A 15,676-nucleotide genomic window follows, 5' to 3' on the forward strand; every position below is an offset into this window, starting at 1 on the left:
GCTGCTCGGCACCGGGCGGGTGGTCTCGGTCACAGCGGTCCTCCGTCAGAAGCATGCACAAGGGGGGCCGGGGCAGCGGCGTCGCCGGCGACCTCACGCTAGGGATACGCCCGGGTATGGGCAAGACAATTCGCCACGGGCACACGGCCGCGGCTCCGCGACGGGCGACGACGGCGCGCCACCCGTCCTACCGTGGCGTCATGGCACCTCGGGTCACCCAGCTCCGCACCGTCCTGACCGTCACGGATCTCGACGCCGCACGCACCTACTACCGCGACGTGCTGGGACTGAGCGAGGCCGAGGCCATCAGCGGTCCCGACGGTGCGCAGGTGGTGATCCTGGACGCCGGCCGCGCGACCCTCGAGCTCGCGAACCTCGCCCAGGCCCGGTACATCGCCGACGTCGAGACCGGCGGCCTGCCCAGCAGCGACGTGCGCCTGGCCCTCGAGGTCCACGACGCGACCGGCGCGACCGAGCACGCTGCGGCTCAGGGGGTGCGGCTGATCGCCGCGCCCACGCGCACCCCGTGGGACTCGCTCAACTCCCGCCTCGAGGGCCCCCAGGGCATCCAGGTCACCCTCTTCCAGGAGCTCGGTGCCGAGACCCCCGGTGCCGAGCCGACCGGTGCCGAGCCGAAGGTGGCCGCGGAGCTCGCTGCTCTGGTCGGCTCGTCGTCGGAGTCCCTCGGTGGCGAACCGGGCCTGCTGCTCCGCACCGTGGGGTCGGCCACCCGGCACGGGGCGACCGGTCAGATGCCCTTCACCGCCGTGGTCGTCCGCGACGGCGTCGTGATCGGGACCGGCGTCAACACCGCGCTCGCGGGCGTCGACCCGAGTGGTCACGGCGAGGTGGTGGCGATCCGGGACGCCGCCCGGCGGGTCGGATCGGCGGACCTCCGTGGTGCCGTGGTGCTGTCGAGCTGTGAGCCGTGCGCGATGTGCCGGCTGGTCGCCGACGGTGCGGGCGTGACCGAGATCGTCTTCGCAGCACCGAAGGAGAGCGTCCCGACCCAGATCGACGCCTCACCCGAGGTCACCGCGCGGCTGGTCGAGGCGGTCACCCGTGAGCTGACGCTCGTCGTGCGGCAGGGCCCGACGGACCTGGCCGCTGCGGAGCTGTCCGCGCCCTTCGCCGCCTACCTCGCGACCCGGGACCGATCTGCCCGACGCGCGCGGTAGGCGGCCACGGCGTTGCGGTTGCCGCAGGCGACGCTGCAGTAGCGCCGCGAGCGGTTGCGGGAGAGGTCCAGGACGACGCCGACGCAGCTCTCGTCCGCGCAGGTGCTGAGCCGGGACATCTCGTCGACACGGATGACGTCGACCATCGCCATGGCTGTCTCGACCACCACCCGGGTGACCAGCGGGGCGTCGTCGGACACCGCGTGCAGGTGCCAGTCGAACGCACCGTGCCGCACCAGGCGGGGGACCGCGACGGCCTCGGCGAGCATCTCGTTGACCAGCCCGGCGGCGTGGTCGCGGTCGCTGGTCAGCAGCTCGCGCAGCGCGGGTCGCAGCGCACGGAGCGCCTCGAGCTCGGCCTCGTCGCCGTCGCGTCGTCCGGTGTAGGAGAAGCCCTCGTACCAGTCGTCGACCTCGGCGACGGTCGTGAGCAGATCGGGGTCCCCGGCGGTGTTGGCCAGCACGACCGCGGCCTGCAGCGACTGCTCCGTGTCATGGGTGAAAAGCACGTTGACAGGTTACCCGATGGGGCCTTAGCGTCACGGCTCATGACCGCGATTGCCCATGACACCCGTGTGCCCGGCCGGCCCGGCTCCGCTGCCCCCGGCCGGCTCGCGAGCGGGCTGTCCTTCGCCGTGGTCTCCGCGGCGAGCTTCGGGCTGTCCGGAGCCCTCGCCCGCGGGCTGCTCGACACCGGGTGGAGCCCCGGCGCGGTGGTCGTCGTCCGGGTCGGCATCGCCGCACTCGTCGTCGCGCCCTTCGGGGCGGTCGCCCTGCGGGGCAGGTGGTCGCTGCTGCGACGCAACGCCGGTCTCATCACCCTCTACGGGGTGCTCGCCGTCGCGGGTGCGCAGTTCTGCTACTTCTCGGCCGTGACGTACATGCAGGTCGGCCCCGCCCTGCTGATCGAGTACACCGCCCCGGCCGCCGTCGTGCTCTGGCTCTGGGTGCGGCACCAGCAGCGTCCGGGCGCGGTGACCCTCGCCGGCGCGGGGCTCGCGGCCCTCGGCCTGGTGCTGGTGCTCGACCTGCTCAGCGGCGCCGAGATCAGCACCACCGGTGTGCTCTGGGCCCTGGGGGCGATGGTCGGCGCCGCCGCCTACTTCGTCATCTCCGCCGACGAGGACAACGGCCTGCCGCCGATGGTGCTCGCCGCCGGTGGGCTCGCCGTCGGGACCGCGACCCTGGGCCTGCTCGGCGCCGTCGGGCTGCTCGCGATGGACGTCTCGACCGCCCCGGCCGTCTACTCGGGCCGCTCGGTCACCTGGTGGGTGCCGTTGCTCGCCCTGGCCGTGGTGACCGCTGCCCTGGCCTACACCACCGGCATCGCCGCGAGCCGGCGGCTCGGCTCACGGCTGGCCTCCTTCGTGGCCCTGCTCGAGGTGCTCATGGCAGTCGGCTTCGCGTGGTTGCTGCTCGGTGAGCTGCCACGCGCCGTCCAGCTGCTCGGTGGGGTGCTCGTGCTGGCCGGGGTCGTGGTGGTCAAGCTCGGCGAGCGGGAGAGCTCGCCGGTCCGGACCGCCCTCACCGACCCTGCCCCTGAGGACTCCGTACCGGCCAGCCCGGCCCCGGTGTGACTCTCACCGGCGCGCCCCGGGTGCGACCGGGCCGGTGTGCCGTGAGGCTGTACCCGTGACTGCGCTCCTGCTCATCGGTGGCTTCGTCCTGCTGGTGGCGGGCGGCGAGGTGCTGGTCCGTGGAGCCAGCACGATGGCCCGCTCCTTCGGGCTGTCCCCGCTGGTGATCGGCCTGACCGTCGTCTCCTTCGCGACCTCGGCCCCCGAGCTCGCGGTCACCGCCCGCGCGAGCCTGGCCGGCAGCCCCGGCCTGGCGGTGGGCAACGTGGTCGGCTCCAACATCGCGAACATCCTGCTCGTCATCGGTGTGGCCGGCCTGATCCTGCCGCTCGCGGTGCGGCTGCCCGTGGTGCGACGCGACGTCCCGGTGATGATCGTGCTGTCCCTGCTGATGTGGGGGCTGAGCCTGCAGGGCGACGGCGTCTCGCGGCTCGACGGCGGGGTCCTGCTCGCGTTGCTGATCGGCTACGTCGCGTGGGCGGTGATCCGCAGCCGCCAGGCCCAGTCCGCGACCGAGGGCAAGGGCCGGCTGACGCACGCACCCGGGCCGGGAGGCGGCCGACCCGTCCTGCTCGCGCTGCTCCTCGTGGTGGTGGGCGTCGCGATGCTCGTCCTCGGGGCGCAGTGGCTCGTGGACGCCGCGACCGAGATCGCCCTGGCCCTCGGGATGAGCGAGATGGTGGTCGGGCTGACCATCGTCGCGGTCGGCACCTCGCTGCCCGAGCTCGCAACCTCGGTGATCGCGGCGATCCGCGGCAACGTCGAGATGGCCGTGGGCAACGCCGTCGGGAGCTGCATCTTCAACATCGGCGCGGTGATGGGCCTCGCGGCCGTGATCACGCCCGGAGGCGTCCCGGTCGAGGCCAGCGCCCTGCGCTTCGACCTCCCGGTGATGGTCGCCGTGGCCGTCGCGCTGCTCCCCATCGCCTTCACGGGCTTCACCATCAAGCGCTGGGAGGCCGGGCTCTTCCTCGCCTACTACACGGCCTACGTGGTCTTCCTGCTGCTCAACTCGGCCCAGCACGCGGTGCTGGACCAGTTCAGCAGCGTGATGCTGCTCTTCGTCCTGCCGCTCACCGGTCTGACCCTGGCGCTGCTCGCCACCTACGAGATCGGGCTCCGACGAGGTCGTGGTCAACCGCTGCTGGACGACGGCGCCGGGGAGGACGGCGCCGAGCGCTGACCCCCCGTGGGCGGGCGGCCGGTGCGCCGGCCGGGTCAGGCGAGCCCCTGACCCCCGCCCCGCGGTCCTCCGAGGTCAGCCAGGGCGCGGGCACCGCGGAGCGCGAGCCGGCCCACCTCGCGCGGTGTGGTCCGGGACCACGGGCTGTGCCGGACGACGGGCATGGTCGACCGGCCGAGCGCGACGAGGAACGCGGTCAGCAGGAGCAGGAAGACGACGGTGCCCATGGATCGAGCATGCGACGGACGTCGGGACCGGCCAAGTGGCCGGGATGCCACTGTTCGTCGAGTTTCCGCCACCCGCGGGGCACCCCGGTGGTGCGCACTCCCGGTGGGGTGCAAGAGTCGGTGGTGCGGGACGACGTCGACCGGCGCCGCCCTGCGTTGCGCCCCGACGCCGTGGAGGTCCGCCCGTGAGCCACATCGACAAGGTGGTGGCCACCGCCACCGAAGCGGTCGCCGACATCACCGACGGCGCCACCCTGGCGGTCGGGGGCTTCGGGCTGTGCGGCAACCCCGTCGCGCTGATCGAGGCGATCCTGGCCAGCGGTGTGCGTGACCTGTCGGTGGTCAGCAACAACTGCGGCGTCGACGACTGGGGCCTCGGGCTGCTCCTGGCCGCCGGGCAGATCCGCAAGATGACCTCCTCCTACGTCGGGGAGAACAAGGAGTTCGAGCGCCGGTTCCTCACCGGCGAGCTCGAGGTCGAGCTCACCCCCCAGGGCACCCTGGCCGAGAAGCTGCGCGCCGGAGGGTCCGGCATCGCGGCCTTCTGGACCCAGACCGGCGTCGGCACCCAGGTCGCCGAGGGTGGCCTGCCGCGACGCTACGACGCCGAGGGCCGCGTCGCGGTGGCCTCACCGCCCAAGGAGACCCGCACCTTCACCGTGCGGGGTGAGCCCCGGGAGTTCGTCCTGGAGGAGGCGATCTCGACCGACGTCGCCCTGGTCCACGCCCTGCGCGGAGACCGGCACGGCAACCTCGTCTTCCACCGCTCGGCGCGCAACTTCTCCCCGCTCGCCGCGATGGCCGGCGCGCTGACGATCGCCGAGGTCGAGGAGCTCGTCGAACCGGGCCAGATCGACCCCGACGCGGTGCACCTGCCGGGCGTGTACGTCCACCGCGTGGTCGAGGTGGGCACCGACAGCCCCAAACGCATCGAACGCCGGACCGTCAGGCCCACCGAGCCCGACCAGGAGGTGTGACCGTGGCCCTGACCCGTGAGCAGATGGCCGCCCGCGCGGCGCTCGAGCTCGTCGACGGCTCCTACGTGAACCTCGGCATCGGCCTGCCGACCCTGGTGCCCAACTACGTCCCGGCTGGTCGGCACCTGGTGCTGCAGTCCGAGAACGGGATCCTCGGGGTGGGGCCCTACCCGACCGAGGACGCCGTCGACCCCGACCTCATCAACGCCGGCAAGGAGACCGTGACCGTCCTGCCGGGCGCCTCGTTCTTCGACTCGGCGATGAGCTTCGGGATGATCCGCGGCGGCAAGATCGACGCCGCCATCCTGGGCGGCATGCAGGTCTCGGCCCGCGGCGACCTGGCGAACTGGATGATCCCCGGGAAGATGGTCAAGGGCCCCGGCGGGGCGATGGACCTGGTCCACGGGGCGGCACGGGTGATCGTCCTGATGGAGCACCGCGCCCGCGACGGGTCGCCCAAGATCCTGCACGAGTGCACCCTGCCGCTGACCGGACGCGGGGTCGTCCACCGCATCATCACCGACCTCGCGGTGCTCGACGTGACCCCCGACGGGCTCGTGCTGCGCGAGCTCGCCCCCGGGACCACCGTCCAGGAGGTGCGTGACGCGACCGAGCCCGAGCTCGACGTCGACCCCTCGCTCCAGGCAGGCACGGACCCCTCGCTCGACGAAGGAGCAGATCATGACCGGTCCTGACGACGTCGTCGTCCTGGCAGCCGCACGCACCCCCCAGGGCAGGATCTCGGGCGGGCTCGCGGCCCTGACCGCCGCCGAGCTCGGCGCGGTCGCCGTCCGCGCCGCCCTCGAACGGTCCGGTCTGCCGGCCGCCGCGGTCGACGCTGTCGTGCTCGGCCAGGTGCTCCAGGCCGGGGGCGGCCAGAACCCCGCCCGGCAGACCGCCGTCGGCGCCGGCATCGGCTGGGACGTCCCGGCGACCACCGTGAACAAGGTCTGCCTGTCCGGGCTCGCAGCGATCATCGACGCAGCCCGGATGATCCGGCTGGGGGAGGTCACCGTCGTCGTGGCCGGCGGGCAGGAGTCGATGACCAACGCCCCCCACCTGCTCCCGGGCGTCCGTCGCGGATGGCGCTACGGGGCGGTCGCAGCCCTCGACCACACCGAGCACGACGGCCTGACCGACGCCTTCGACCACGAGTCGATGGGCGCCTCCACCGAACGTCACAACGGCCCGCTGGGGATCACCCGCGCCGCCCAGGACGAGATCGCCGCCCGCTCCCACCAACGTGCCGCCGCGGCGTGGATGTCCGGTGCCTTCGACGCCGAGATCGCCCCGGTCAGCGTCCCCCGGCCCAAGGCGGACCCGGTGCTGGTCGAGCAGGACGAGGGCATCCGTCCCGACGCGACCGCCGAGTCGCTGTCCCGGCTGCGCCCGGCCTTCGCCCCCGACGGCACGATCACCGCGGGGAGTTCCTCACCGCTCACCGACGGCGCCGCGGCCGTGGTGCTGACCACGCGCGAGCACGCCGAGACCCACGGGCTGCCCTGGCTCGCCGTGGTGGGCGCATGGGGACAGGTCGCCGGGCCCGACAACTCCCTGCACTCCCAGCCCGCCCGGGCGATCCGCGCCGCCCTCGCACGGCAGGGATGGGCCGTGGAGGATCTCGACCTGGTCGAGATCAACGAGGCCTTCGCGGCCGTCTCGGCGCAGTCCGTCGCCGAGCTCGGGATCTCCCACGACCTCGTCAACGTCCACGGCGGGGCGATCGCCCTCGGCCACCCCATCGGGGCGTCCGGGGCGCGACTGGTCGTGCACGCCGCGCACCAGCTCGCCCGCCGGGGCCGGGGACGTGCTGCCGTCGCGCTGTGCGGAGGTGGCGGCCAGGGCGAGGCGCTGCTGCTGCACCGCTGACCGGGAGCGTGCGCGACGCCGTCGGGCAGCACGACGTCGACTCGTGGGACCTGGTCCCATCACCACCCGACCTCGTCAGCCGATGGGTGATCGGGACGGATGTCCCGACACCGAGAACGAGAGCTGGCGACGATGCTTCGACGTACGACGACCCTGGCCGGACCGAGCCAGGAACAGGGCTCCGTGATGGTCACCAGCGGTGCGGTGCGCCGGCTGCTGGGGCACAACGACGACATCAACCTCGCCGCCGAGGACCTCGCGGAGAGCCTCGGTCGCCTGAACGAGTCGACCCGGGCGACGGCCGGCGCCGCGGAGCAGGCGAGCGCCGCCACCACCCAGGTCGACGCCGAGGCCACGTCGGTCGCCTCCGCCGTGCAGCAGATGTCGGCGGTCATGCAGGAGGTCGCCCGCTCCGCCACGGAGGCCGCGACGGTCGCGGCCGAGGCCTCCCAGGTCACCGGGACGGTCGAGTCCGCGGTCACCCGCCTGATGTCCTCGAGCACCGAGATCGGCGGGGTCCTCAAGACGGTCACGGGGATCTCCGACCAGACCAGGATGCTCGCCCTCAACGCGACGATCGAGGCGGCGCGAGCAGGGGCAGCGGGCCGCGGCTTCTCGGTGGTCGCCGCGGAGGTCAAGGACCTCGCCGCGCAGACCAGTGACGCGACCGGGCAGATCGGCCAGCAGCTGGCCGTCCTCACGGCCGACTGCCTGGCCGTCGGCGAGTCGGTCGCGCGGATCGGCGCGGTCCTCGCCCGGGTCGAGGACCTCCAGGCGACGATCGCCTCGGCCGTCGAGGAGCAGACCGCGGCGATCGGGGAGATCACCCGCTCGGCGTCCAGCACGGCGCAGGCCGCATCCGAGATGAGCCGGTCGGTCGCCGCCTCTGCCGACGCGGCGCGCGTCGCGGGCGAGGCGATGGCCCGGTCCCGTGAGTGGCTCGAGCGGCTCAGCACGGTGGTCCAGGCCAGCCAGACGGAGGTCGCCGGGATCGGCGCGGACGTCGAGGTGCACCCGCTGCGGAAGGCGATCGCGGCGCACGCCGCCTGGAAGAAGCGGCTCCGGGAGGCGATCGACACCGGCCGTCGGCCCGAGGGGGTCGACCTCGCGACGGCCGGGCGTGACGACGTGTGCGCCTTCGGCACGTGGCTGCACTCGGGGGAGGCGGCCAGGCTCGACGCCGCACGCACCGCCACGGTCACCAAGCAGCACGCGACGTTCCACCGGTCTGCCGGCGCGGTGCTCTCGGCAGCGGTCTCCGGACGACGTGAGGAGGCCACGGCCTTGATGGGCGCCTCGGACGGGTACACCGGTGCGGCGTCGGCGCTGACCGACAGCCTGGTCGGCTGGGTGCGGCTGGTCGAGGGCCCCTGAGAGCGACCCTGTGCGAGGCTGCGGGGGCCGACGCCGTCGACCACCCCGAGGAGTCCCGCATGGATGAGCTGCCCAGCTTCGACCTGAGCGGTCGCACCGCACTGGTGACGGCCGCCGGGCGGGGGCTCGGTCGGGCCACCGCCCTGGCGCTGGCCGCGGCGGGCGCGGACATCGCCCTCGGGCTGCGGGACGTGACCACCGGCGGCGAGCTCGTCGAGCGCGTCGAGTCCCTCGGGCGCAGGGTGCTCCCGCTGCAGATGGACGTGACCGACCTGACCCAGGTGCGGTCCGCCGTCGACGCCGCCGTCGAGCACTTCGGGTCGATCGACATCCTGGTCAACAACGCGGGCATCGCCCCCGGCAACCCCGCCGAGGACGTCACCGAGGAGGACTTCGACCGCACCCTGCTGGTCAACCTCAAGGGCACGTACTTCACCAGCCAGTACGTGGGCCGGCACATGCTCGAGCGCGGCTACGGCCGCATCGTCATGATCGGCTCGCAGGCGGGGGAGATCGCCCTGCCCGAGGAGTCCGTCTACTGCATGACCAAGGCCGGGATCGCGCACCTGACCCGCTGCCTGGCCGTGGAGTGGGGGTCGCGCGGGATCACCGTCAACAACGTCGCCCCGACCTTCGTGGAGACCGACGGCACCCGCCCCGTGCTCGACGACCCGGCCTTCCGTGCCGACGTGGTCGAACGCATCGCGGCTCTGCACCGCATCGGCCGTCCGGTCGAGGTCGCCGGCGCCGTCGTCTTCCTCGTCTCGCCCGCCGCCTCCCTGATCACCGGTCACACCCTGCTCATCGACGGCGGCTGGACCGCCCGCTGACCCCAGCCCTCTAGCCCCAGCCCTCACACCCCTCACACCCCTCCACCCCTCTCACCCCCCCAGCCCCCTCACCCCCAGCCCCAGCCCCCTCACCCCCAGCCCCAGCCCCCTGGTCCCGTGGTCAACCCCGAGATCGGGCTTTCCGCTGCTATCCCGTTGCGGAAAGCGACGGAAACCCCCATCTCGACGCCGGGCTGTCCCGGGCCCGGGCTCTGGGGGCGCGGGTGCGGGCGGGCGCGGGTGCGGGCGGGCGGGCTCGCGGGCGGGCCGGGGGTGTGCGGGCGGGCAGTCGGTACGGTCGTGGGGTGGTGGTGATGGAGGTGCTGGCGGCGTCGCCGTTGTTGACCTTGTTCGTGGTCGTCGCCCTGGGGACGGCTGTGGGTGCGGTGCCGGTGGGGCCGGTGCGCTTCGGTGCGGCGGGGGCGCTGTTCGTCGGGCTGGCGCTGGGCGCCCTGGACCCGCGGCTCGGTGAGGGTCTGGTGCTGGTGCAGACCCTGGGGCTGGCCCTCTTCGTCTACACGGTCGGTCTTGCGGCCGGCAGCACCTTCTTCCGGGACCTGCGTCGCCAGCTCCCGCTGATGGGGGTCGGCGTCGCCGTGCTGCTGGTCGCGGCCACCACCGCCGCGGTGGTCGGCAGGCTGCTCGGGGTGGACGGACCGCTCGCCGCGGGGGCGTTCACCGGAGCCCTGACCTCGACACCGGCGCTGGCCGCGGCGACTGCGGCCGCGGGGGACGACGTCCCGGCCGTGGGCTACTCGCTGGCGTACCCGATCGGCGTGGTCGTGGCGATCCTCGTGGTGGGTGCGACCGTGAGCCGCCGCTGGCCGGCCCGTCGCGACCCGCAGCCCGCCGCCGGGGTCGGTCTGGAGGCGGCGACGGCCGAGGTCGACCGGGTGGTGCGGCTCGGCGACGTGCCGGGGTTCGCCGAGCAGGCCGTGCGGATGTCGTACCTCTCGCGGGAGGGGCGCACCCGCGTGGTGACCCCCGACGAGCAGCTCCAGCCGGGGGACAGGGTCGTGGTCGTCGGTCCGCGCGAGGAGGTCGCGCTCGCCGTCGGGCACCTCGGACGTCGGCTCACCGAGCACCTCGCCGACGACCGCACCTCGGTCGAGAACCAACGGTTCGTGGTCTCCGACCGCCGGGTCGCTGGCCGCACCGTGGCCGAGCTCGACATGGCCGGTCGGTTCGATGGCGTGGTGACCCGGGTGCGTCGCGGTGACCTGGACCTGCTGGCCCGCGACGACCTGACCCTCGAGCTGGGTGACCGGGTGCTCGCGGTCGTCCCGCGCGACCGCCTCGAGGGGGTCTCGGAGTTCTTCGGGGACTCCGAGCGGCGCGTCTCGGAGATCGACGCGATCACCGTGGGGGTCGGTCTGGGTCTGGGGCTGCTCATCGGGCTGGTCACGGTGCCGCTGCCCGGCGGCGTCGTGTTCGCGCTCGGGTCGGCTGCCGGGCCGCTCATCGTGGGGATGGTGCTCGGCAGGCTCGAGCGCAGCGGCCCGCTGGTGTGGGGCATGCCGCTGGCCGCGAACCTGACGATCCGCCAGCTCGGGCTGCTGCTGTTCCTCGCGGCCGTGGGGCTCTCCTCGGGGCAGGCCTTCGCCGCCCAGGCGTTCACCGGGACCGGTCTGCGGGTCGCGGTGCTGGCCCTGGCGGTCGTCGGGGTGTCGAGCGTGCTGTTCGTGGTGGGGGCCCGGGCCGCGGGGGCCAGCGCGCCGCGCGCGGCCGGTGCGCTCGCGGGCTTCGTCGGTCAGCCGGCGATCCTGGCCCATGCGGCGTCCCGGGTGGTCGACGAGCGCGTCGAGGCGGGGTACGCGGCGCTCTTCGCCCTGGGGATCATCGTCAAGATCCTGCTGGTCCAGGTGCTCGTCGTCCTCTGACCGGCCGCGAGACCCTGCCCGGACCAGTACCGGGCCTGGACATCACAACTCGGTCACAGGCCTTGACCCGGCACGATTCGGGCGCGTTGACTACGTAGTCAACGGAATGACAGCGCAGTCAACCGAAGGCGAGCGCATGACCCTCGAGACCGCCCGGACGGCCGGACGTCCCGTGATGACGGACGTCGCGCGTCTCGCCGGGGTCTCCCAGAAGACGGTCTCCCGCGTCATCAACGACGCCCCCAACGTCAGCGACGACGTCCGTGGTCGGGTCCTGGCCGCGATCGCCTCGCTCGGGTACCGACCCAACCCGGCCGCCCGCGCCCTGGTCACCCAGCGCACCCGGGTGCTGGGCATCGTGACCCCCGGCACGGCTCTCTACGGCCCCACGGCCCAGCTCTTCGGCATCGAGCGCGCCGCCTGGACCGCCGGGTACTCGGTGGTCATCGTCTCCACCGCGGGCAGCTCGGGACAGGAGCTCGGGCGGGCGATCGACCGCCTCGTCGACCACGGCGTCGAGGGCATCGTCCTCGCCGGCTCGATCACCGTCGAAGATCTTGCTCCCGACGCGTTCCACGGGATTCCCGCGATCAGCGTCGGCGACCCGCTCAGCGGGATCCTCACCTGCCCCGCGGTCGCCCCCGACCAGCGCGGCGGGGCCCGTCTGGCGACCGAGCACCTGCTCGCCCTGGGGCACCGCACGGTCTGGCACGTCGCCGGGCCGGACTCGTGGTTCTCGGCGAACTCCCGCCTCGAGGGCTGGCGGGAGGCGCTCGTGGCGGCCGGTGCGCCCGTGCCCGAGCCGATCAGCGGGGACTGGACGGCGCGGGCCGGCTACGAGGCCGGGCTCGAGCTTGCGGCCCGCCCCGAGGTCACGGCCGTCTTCGCGGCCAACGACCAGATGGCGATCGGTCTGATGCGCGCCCTGGTCGAGGCAGGTCGTCGCGTGCCCCAGGACGTCTCGGTGGTCGGCTTCGACGACGAGCCCGACTCGGGCTACCTGCTCATCCCGCTGACCACCGTGCGACAGGACTTCGAGGTGACCACCGGTCGCGCGGTCGCCGAGCTCGTCCGATCGATCACCGGAGAGGAGTCCAGCCACGGCACCACCACGATCCCCGTCGACCTCGTCATCCGGTCCAGCTCAGGACCCGCACCCCGAACCGCTCCCGACTGAGCACCGCCCGAGCATCAGCACACCTACAAGGAAGTTGGTAGTGACATGCACCCGAGAAGCACGAGACGGCTCGTCGCCCTCACGGCGACGACCCTGGCAGGCGCCCTGGCACTGACCGCCTGCGGCAACGGCGACGGCCCCGCGGAGGAGGTCGCCGAGGACGACTTCGAGGCCGCGATGACCACCGACACGAGCCTGACGTTCTGGACCTGGGTGCCCGACATCCAGAACCAGGTCGACATGTTCATGGAGGAGTACCCGGCCATCGACGTCGAGGTGGTGAACGTCGGCCAGGGCGCCGACCACTACCAGCAGATGCGCACGGCCCTGGAGGCCGGCTCGGGCTTCCCGGACGTCACTCAGATCGAGTTCCAGTACATCTCGTCCTTCCGGCTGGGCGACAACCTCCTGGACCTCGCCCCGTACGTCGGGGACCTCTCCGCCAACTACCCCGAGTGGGTGTGGTCGCAGGTCACGGTCGACGACGCCCTGTACGCCATCCCCCAGGACACCGGCCCGCTGGGCCTGCTGTACCGCGAGGACCTCTTCGCCGAGGCGGGCATCGAGGTGCCCACCACCTGGGAGGAGTACGCCGAGGCGGCGCGCACCTACCGCGAGGCGAACCCCGACGGGTACATCACCAACATGCCGGGCAACGACCCCGGCCAGTTCGCCGGCTTCATGTGGCAGGCCGGAGCCCGACCCTTCGGCTACGACGGTGAGGAGACCGTCCGGATCGACCTGATGAGCCCCGAGGTCCAGCGCGTCACCCAGTACTGGCAGGACCTCATCCAGGAGGACCTGGTCGCGGTCGACCCGGACTTCACCGACCAGTGGTACCAGGGGCTGGCCAACGGCGTGTACGCGAGCTGGCCGACGGCGGCCTGGGCGCCGGTCTTCCTGCAGGGCACGGCGGGCAACACCAGCGGCCTGTGGCGCGCCACCGAGATCCCCCAGTGGGAGGAGGGTCAGAACGTCTCGGGCAACTGGGGCGGGTCGACCAACGCGGTGCTCAGCGGGACCGAGAACCCGATCGCTGCTGCGGAGCTCGCCCGGTGGATCAACGTCGAGCGTGAGCCGGCGCTGCGGTTCGCCAACGAGCAGTTCCTCTTCCCGCCGTCCAACGAGATCCTCCAGGACGCCGACTTCCTCGAGGAGGAGTCGGAGTTCTACGGCGGTGAGCAGGTCAACCGGAAGTTCGCGGAGATCTCCGAGACCGTCGAGGTCGACTTCGAGTGGCTGCCGTTCATGGACTACGTGTACTCCTCGTTCGGGGAGACGGTCGGCAGCGCCATCGCCGACCGTGGCGACATGATGGCCGCCCTCCAGGCCTGGAACGACGACGTCATCCAGTACGCCGAGTCGCAGGGCTTCACCGTCGAGTGACCCCCACGGGTGGGCGGGCCGGTGGCGGCCCGCCCACCCCTCACCGAAAGGGGTGTGGACGACGATGTCCAGCACCGAGACCCAGCAGAAGGACCGTCCGGGGTCACGGCCTCCCGGCCGGCAGAAGGGGGAGCGGGACCGCGCTCCGCACGACACCGGGATGCGGCGTCGTGAGGAGCGCGCGGCGTACCTCTTCGTGCTCCCGTTCCTCATCGTCTTCGTCGCGATGCTCGTGGTCCCCCTCGCGTACTCGGGGTACCTCTCGTTCTTCCGTCAGCGGCTGATCGGCGCGACGTCGTTCGTCGGGCTCGAGAACTACGTCCGCGCGGTGCAGGACCAGACCTTCCTGGACGGCGTGATGCGGATGGTGCAGTTCCTGCTCATCCAGGTCCCGATCATGCTGACCCTGTCGTTGGTCTTCGCCCTGATCCTGGACAGCGGGCGGCTACGACTGCAGCGCTTCGTGCGGCTGAGCATCTTCGTCCCCTACGCGGTGCCCGGCGTCATCGCCGCCCTCATGTGGGGCTACCTGTACGGACGCGACTTCGGGCCGTTCGCGCAGGTCGCACGCGCGCTCGACATGGCACCACCCCAGTTCCTGAGTCACGAGGTGATGCTCTACTCGATCATGAACATCGTCACCTGGAGCTTCGTCGGCTACAACATGATCATCATCTTCGCCGCGCTCCGGGCGATCCCCACCGAGCTGTACGAGGCCGCCCGGGTCGACGGCGCGGGCGAGGTCCGGGTGGCCTGGTCGATCAAGATCCCCGCGGTCCGGCCGGCTCTGCTGCTCACCACGATCTTCTCGGTGATCGGCACGTTCCAGCTGTTCAACGAGCCGAACATCCTGCGCTCGATCGCGCCGAACGTCATCGGCGTCGGCTACACCCCGAACCTCTACGCCTACAACCTCGCCTTCATCGGCAGGGAGATCAACTACGCAGCCGCTATCGCCTTCCTGCTCGGCACCGTGATCATGGCCGTCTCCTACGTCGTCCAGCTCAGCGCCCTGCGGAAGGAGCGCCGCTCATGACCTCCCAGCCCCTGGCCGCCGACCCCACGGTCGGCACGGCTCACGACCCGGCCGACGGCGCCCCGCCCCCTCCCGGACCGGGGGGCAGGGTGCGGCGCCGCCGCGGTTCGGTCCACGGCTCGCCCAGCACCATCCTGACGATCGCCGTCCTAGGCGCCGTCGCCTACTTCCTGCTGCCGCTGTGGTGGCTCGCGGTGGCGTCCACCAAGTCCAACACCGGGCTGTTCACCTCGTTCGGGCTGTGGTTCGCCGACGACTTCAACCTGCTGCAGAACATCCGCGACGTGTTCACCTTCCAGAACGGGATCTTCCTGGTCTGGACCCGCAACACGGTGTTCTACGCGGTGGTCAGCGCCGTGGGCGCGGCGGGCCTCGCGACGGCCGCGGGGTACGCCTTCGCCAAGCTGCGCTTCCGCGGGAGCACGGTGCTGTTCGCGGGCATCCTCGGGGCGATCATGATCCCGCTCACGGCCCTCGCCATCCCGACGTACCTGCTGTTCGCCCGCGTGGGACTCACCGACACCCCGTGGGCGATCATCCTGCCGTCCCTGGTCAGCCCGTTCGGCGTCTACCTCATGCGGGTCTACGCGGCCGGCGCCGTGCCCGACTCGCTGCTCGAGGCGGCGCGGGTGGACGGCGCGAGCGAGGCGCGCATCTTCTTCAGCATCGCCCTGCGGCTGCTCGCCCCGGGCTTCGTCACGGTGCTGCTGTTCGCCCTGGTCGCCACCTGGAACAACTACTTCCTGCCGCTGATCATGCTCAGCAGCCCCGAGTGGTACCCGCTGACGGTCGGCCTGGCCCAGTGGCAGTCGACCTCCCAGGCGGGCTCGGGGTCGCAGGCCCTGTTCTCCATGGTGATCACCGGGTCGTTCGTCTCGATCATCCCGCTGATCGTCGCGTTCCTCTTCCTGCAGCGGTACTGGCAGTCGGGCCTGGCCGCCGGCGGCGTCAAGCAGTGACCTCAGAAAGGACCACCTCGCTC

The 15,676-nt window shown here is 72.4% G+C and carries 15 protein-coding genes; 13 read left to right on the forward strand and 2 right to left on the reverse strand.

From position 1 onward, the window contains the following. The first annotated feature begins 200 nt into the window (after positions 1 to 200). A complete protein-coding gene (locus tag M1R94_RS07385) occupies positions 201 to 1,178 on the forward strand; it encodes a VOC family protein (RefSeq protein WP_249381031.1) in 978 nt (325 codons plus the stop codon). Here the strand turns inward: M1R94_RS07385 and M1R94_RS07390 are convergent. Further along, positions 1,136 to 1,687, reverse strand: a complete 552-nt coding sequence (locus M1R94_RS07390; protein ID WP_249381032.1) for a CGNR zinc finger domain-containing protein — start codon at positions 1,685 to 1,687, stop codon at positions 1,136 to 1,138. The genes M1R94_RS07385 and M1R94_RS07390 overlap by 43 nt on opposite strands. A 39-nt stretch (positions 1,688 to 1,726) precedes the next feature. On the opposite strand from M1R94_RS07390, the gene M1R94_RS07395 reads away from it, so the two are divergent. Together M1R94_RS07395 and M1R94_RS07400 are read left to right on the forward strand one after the other, a co-directional pair. Beyond that, positions 1,727 to 2,755, forward strand: a complete 1,029-nt coding sequence (locus M1R94_RS07395) for an EamA family transporter (RefSeq protein WP_249381033.1) — start codon at positions 1,727 to 1,729, stop codon at positions 2,753 to 2,755. 55 nt (positions 2,756 to 2,810) lie between these two features. Further along, positions 2,811 to 3,938 (forward strand): calcium/sodium antiporter, encoded by a 1,128-nt coding sequence (locus tag M1R94_RS07400; RefSeq protein WP_249381034.1) that lies wholly within the window; start codon positions 2,811 to 2,813, stop codon positions 3,936 to 3,938. 35 nt (positions 3,939 to 3,973) lie between these two features. On the opposite strand, the gene M1R94_RS07405 is transcribed toward M1R94_RS07400, so the two are convergent. Continuing rightward, positions 3,974 to 4,165 (reverse strand): hypothetical protein, encoded by a 192-nt coding sequence (locus tag M1R94_RS07405; protein WP_249381035.1) that lies wholly within the window; start codon positions 4,163 to 4,165, stop codon positions 3,974 to 3,976. A gap of 194 nt (positions 4,166 to 4,359) precedes the next feature. Here M1R94_RS07405 and M1R94_RS07410 point away from each other — a divergent pair, with 194 nt between their 5' ends. The 10 genes from M1R94_RS07410 (at position 4,360) to M1R94_RS07455 (ending at position 15,653) form a co-directional block, all read left to right on the forward strand. Continuing rightward, positions 4,360 to 5,142 carry a CoA transferase subunit A gene (locus M1R94_RS07410; protein WP_249381249.1) on the forward strand — a complete coding sequence of 261 codons (783 nt, stop codon included), beginning with the start codon at positions 4,360 to 4,362 and terminating at the stop codon, positions 5,140 to 5,142. A 2-nt stretch (positions 5,143 to 5,144) separates the two neighbouring features. Continuing rightward, positions 5,145 to 5,837 carry a CoA transferase subunit B gene (locus M1R94_RS07415; RefSeq protein ID WP_308199884.1) on the forward strand — a complete coding sequence of 231 codons (693 nt, stop codon included), beginning with the start codon at positions 5,145 to 5,147 and terminating at the stop codon, positions 5,835 to 5,837. After that, a complete protein-coding gene (locus M1R94_RS07420) occupies positions 5,824 to 7,011 on the forward strand; it encodes an acetyl-CoA C-acetyltransferase (protein WP_249381036.1) in 1,188 nt (395 codons plus the stop codon). Before M1R94_RS07415 ends, M1R94_RS07420 begins: the two co-directional genes overlap by 14 nt. A 132-nt stretch (positions 7,012 to 7,143) precedes the next feature. Next, positions 7,144 to 8,385, forward strand: a complete 1,242-nt coding sequence (locus M1R94_RS07425; RefSeq protein ID WP_249381037.1) for a methyl-accepting chemotaxis protein — start codon at positions 7,144 to 7,146, stop codon at positions 8,383 to 8,385. A 59-nt stretch (positions 8,386 to 8,444) separates the two neighbouring features. After that, the gene (locus M1R94_RS07430; protein ID WP_249381038.1) at positions 8,445 to 9,215 is read left to right on the forward strand and encodes an SDR family NAD(P)-dependent oxidoreductase; all 771 of its coding nucleotides are present in this window, start codon (positions 8,445 to 8,447) and stop codon (positions 9,213 to 9,215) included. Positions 9,216 to 9,529: 314 nt separating this feature from the next. Beyond that, positions 9,530 to 11,095 (forward strand): aspartate:alanine exchanger family transporter, encoded by a 1,566-nt coding sequence (locus M1R94_RS07435; protein WP_249381251.1) that lies wholly within the window; start codon positions 9,530 to 9,532, stop codon positions 11,093 to 11,095. Positions 11,096 to 11,231: 136 nt separating this feature from the next. After that, on the forward strand, positions 11,232 to 12,272 hold the full coding sequence (locus M1R94_RS07440; RefSeq protein WP_249381039.1) for a LacI family DNA-binding transcriptional regulator: 1,041 nt from the start codon (positions 11,232 to 11,234) through the stop codon (positions 12,270 to 12,272). Between the two features lie 45 nt (positions 12,273 to 12,317). Beyond that, entirely contained in the window at positions 12,318 to 13,658 is a 1,341-nt protein-coding gene (locus M1R94_RS07445) for an ABC transporter substrate-binding protein (protein WP_249381040.1), read from the forward strand. Between the two features lie 64 nt (positions 13,659 to 13,722). Then, positions 13,723 to 14,694: a carbohydrate ABC transporter permease gene (locus tag M1R94_RS07450; protein ID WP_249381041.1), complete on the forward strand. Its 972-nt coding sequence runs from the start codon at positions 13,723 to 13,725 to the stop codon at positions 14,692 to 14,694. Continuing rightward, positions 14,691 to 15,653, forward strand: coding sequence for a carbohydrate ABC transporter permease (locus tag M1R94_RS07455; protein WP_249381042.1), 963 nt, complete (start codon positions 14,691 to 14,693; stop codon positions 15,651 to 15,653). Before M1R94_RS07450 ends, M1R94_RS07455 begins: the two co-directional genes overlap by 4 nt. Positions 15,654 to 15,676: the final 23 nt, after the last annotated feature.

Origin of the sequence: Actinotalea alkalitolerans (assembly GCF_023369855.1) — a bacterium.
Lineage (GTDB): Bacteria > Actinomycetota > Actinomycetes > Actinomycetales > Cellulomonadaceae > Actinotalea.

Coding starts and splice junctions, on each gene's coding strand:
- M1R94_RS07395 (WP_249381033.1), top strand. CDS start 1,727: ATGACCGCGATTGCCCATGACACCCGTGTGCCCGGCCGGCCCGGCTCC.
- M1R94_RS07420 (WP_249381036.1), top strand. CDS start 5,824: ATGACCGGTCCTGACGACGTCGTCGTCCTGGCAGCCGCACGCACCCCC.
- M1R94_RS07445 (WP_249381040.1), top strand. CDS start 12,318: ATGCACCCGAGAAGCACGAGACGGCTCGTCGCCCTCACGGCGACGACC.
- M1R94_RS07435 (WP_249381251.1), top strand. CDS start 9,530: ATGGAGGTGCTGGCGGCGTCGCCGTTGTTGACCTTGTTCGTGGTCGTC.
- M1R94_RS07440 (WP_249381039.1), top strand. CDS start 11,232: ATGACCCTCGAGACCGCCCGGACGGCCGGACGTCCCGTGATGACGGAC.
- M1R94_RS07405 (WP_249381035.1), bottom strand. CDS start 4,165: ATGGGCACCGTCGTCTTCCTGCTCCTGCTGACCGCGTTCCTCGTCGCG.
- M1R94_RS07385 (WP_249381031.1), top strand. CDS start 201: ATGGCACCTCGGGTCACCCAGCTCCGCACCGTCCTGACCGTCACGGAT.
- M1R94_RS07455 (WP_249381042.1), top strand. CDS start 14,691: ATGACCTCCCAGCCCCTGGCCGCCGACCCCACGGTCGGCACGGCTCAC.
- M1R94_RS07450 (WP_249381041.1), top strand. CDS start 13,723: ATGTCCAGCACCGAGACCCAGCAGAAGGACCGTCCGGGGTCACGGCCT.
- M1R94_RS07430 (WP_249381038.1), top strand. CDS start 8,445: ATGGATGAGCTGCCCAGCTTCGACCTGAGCGGTCGCACCGCACTGGTG.
- M1R94_RS07425 (WP_249381037.1), top strand. CDS start 7,144: ATGCTTCGACGTACGACGACCCTGGCCGGACCGAGCCAGGAACAGGGC.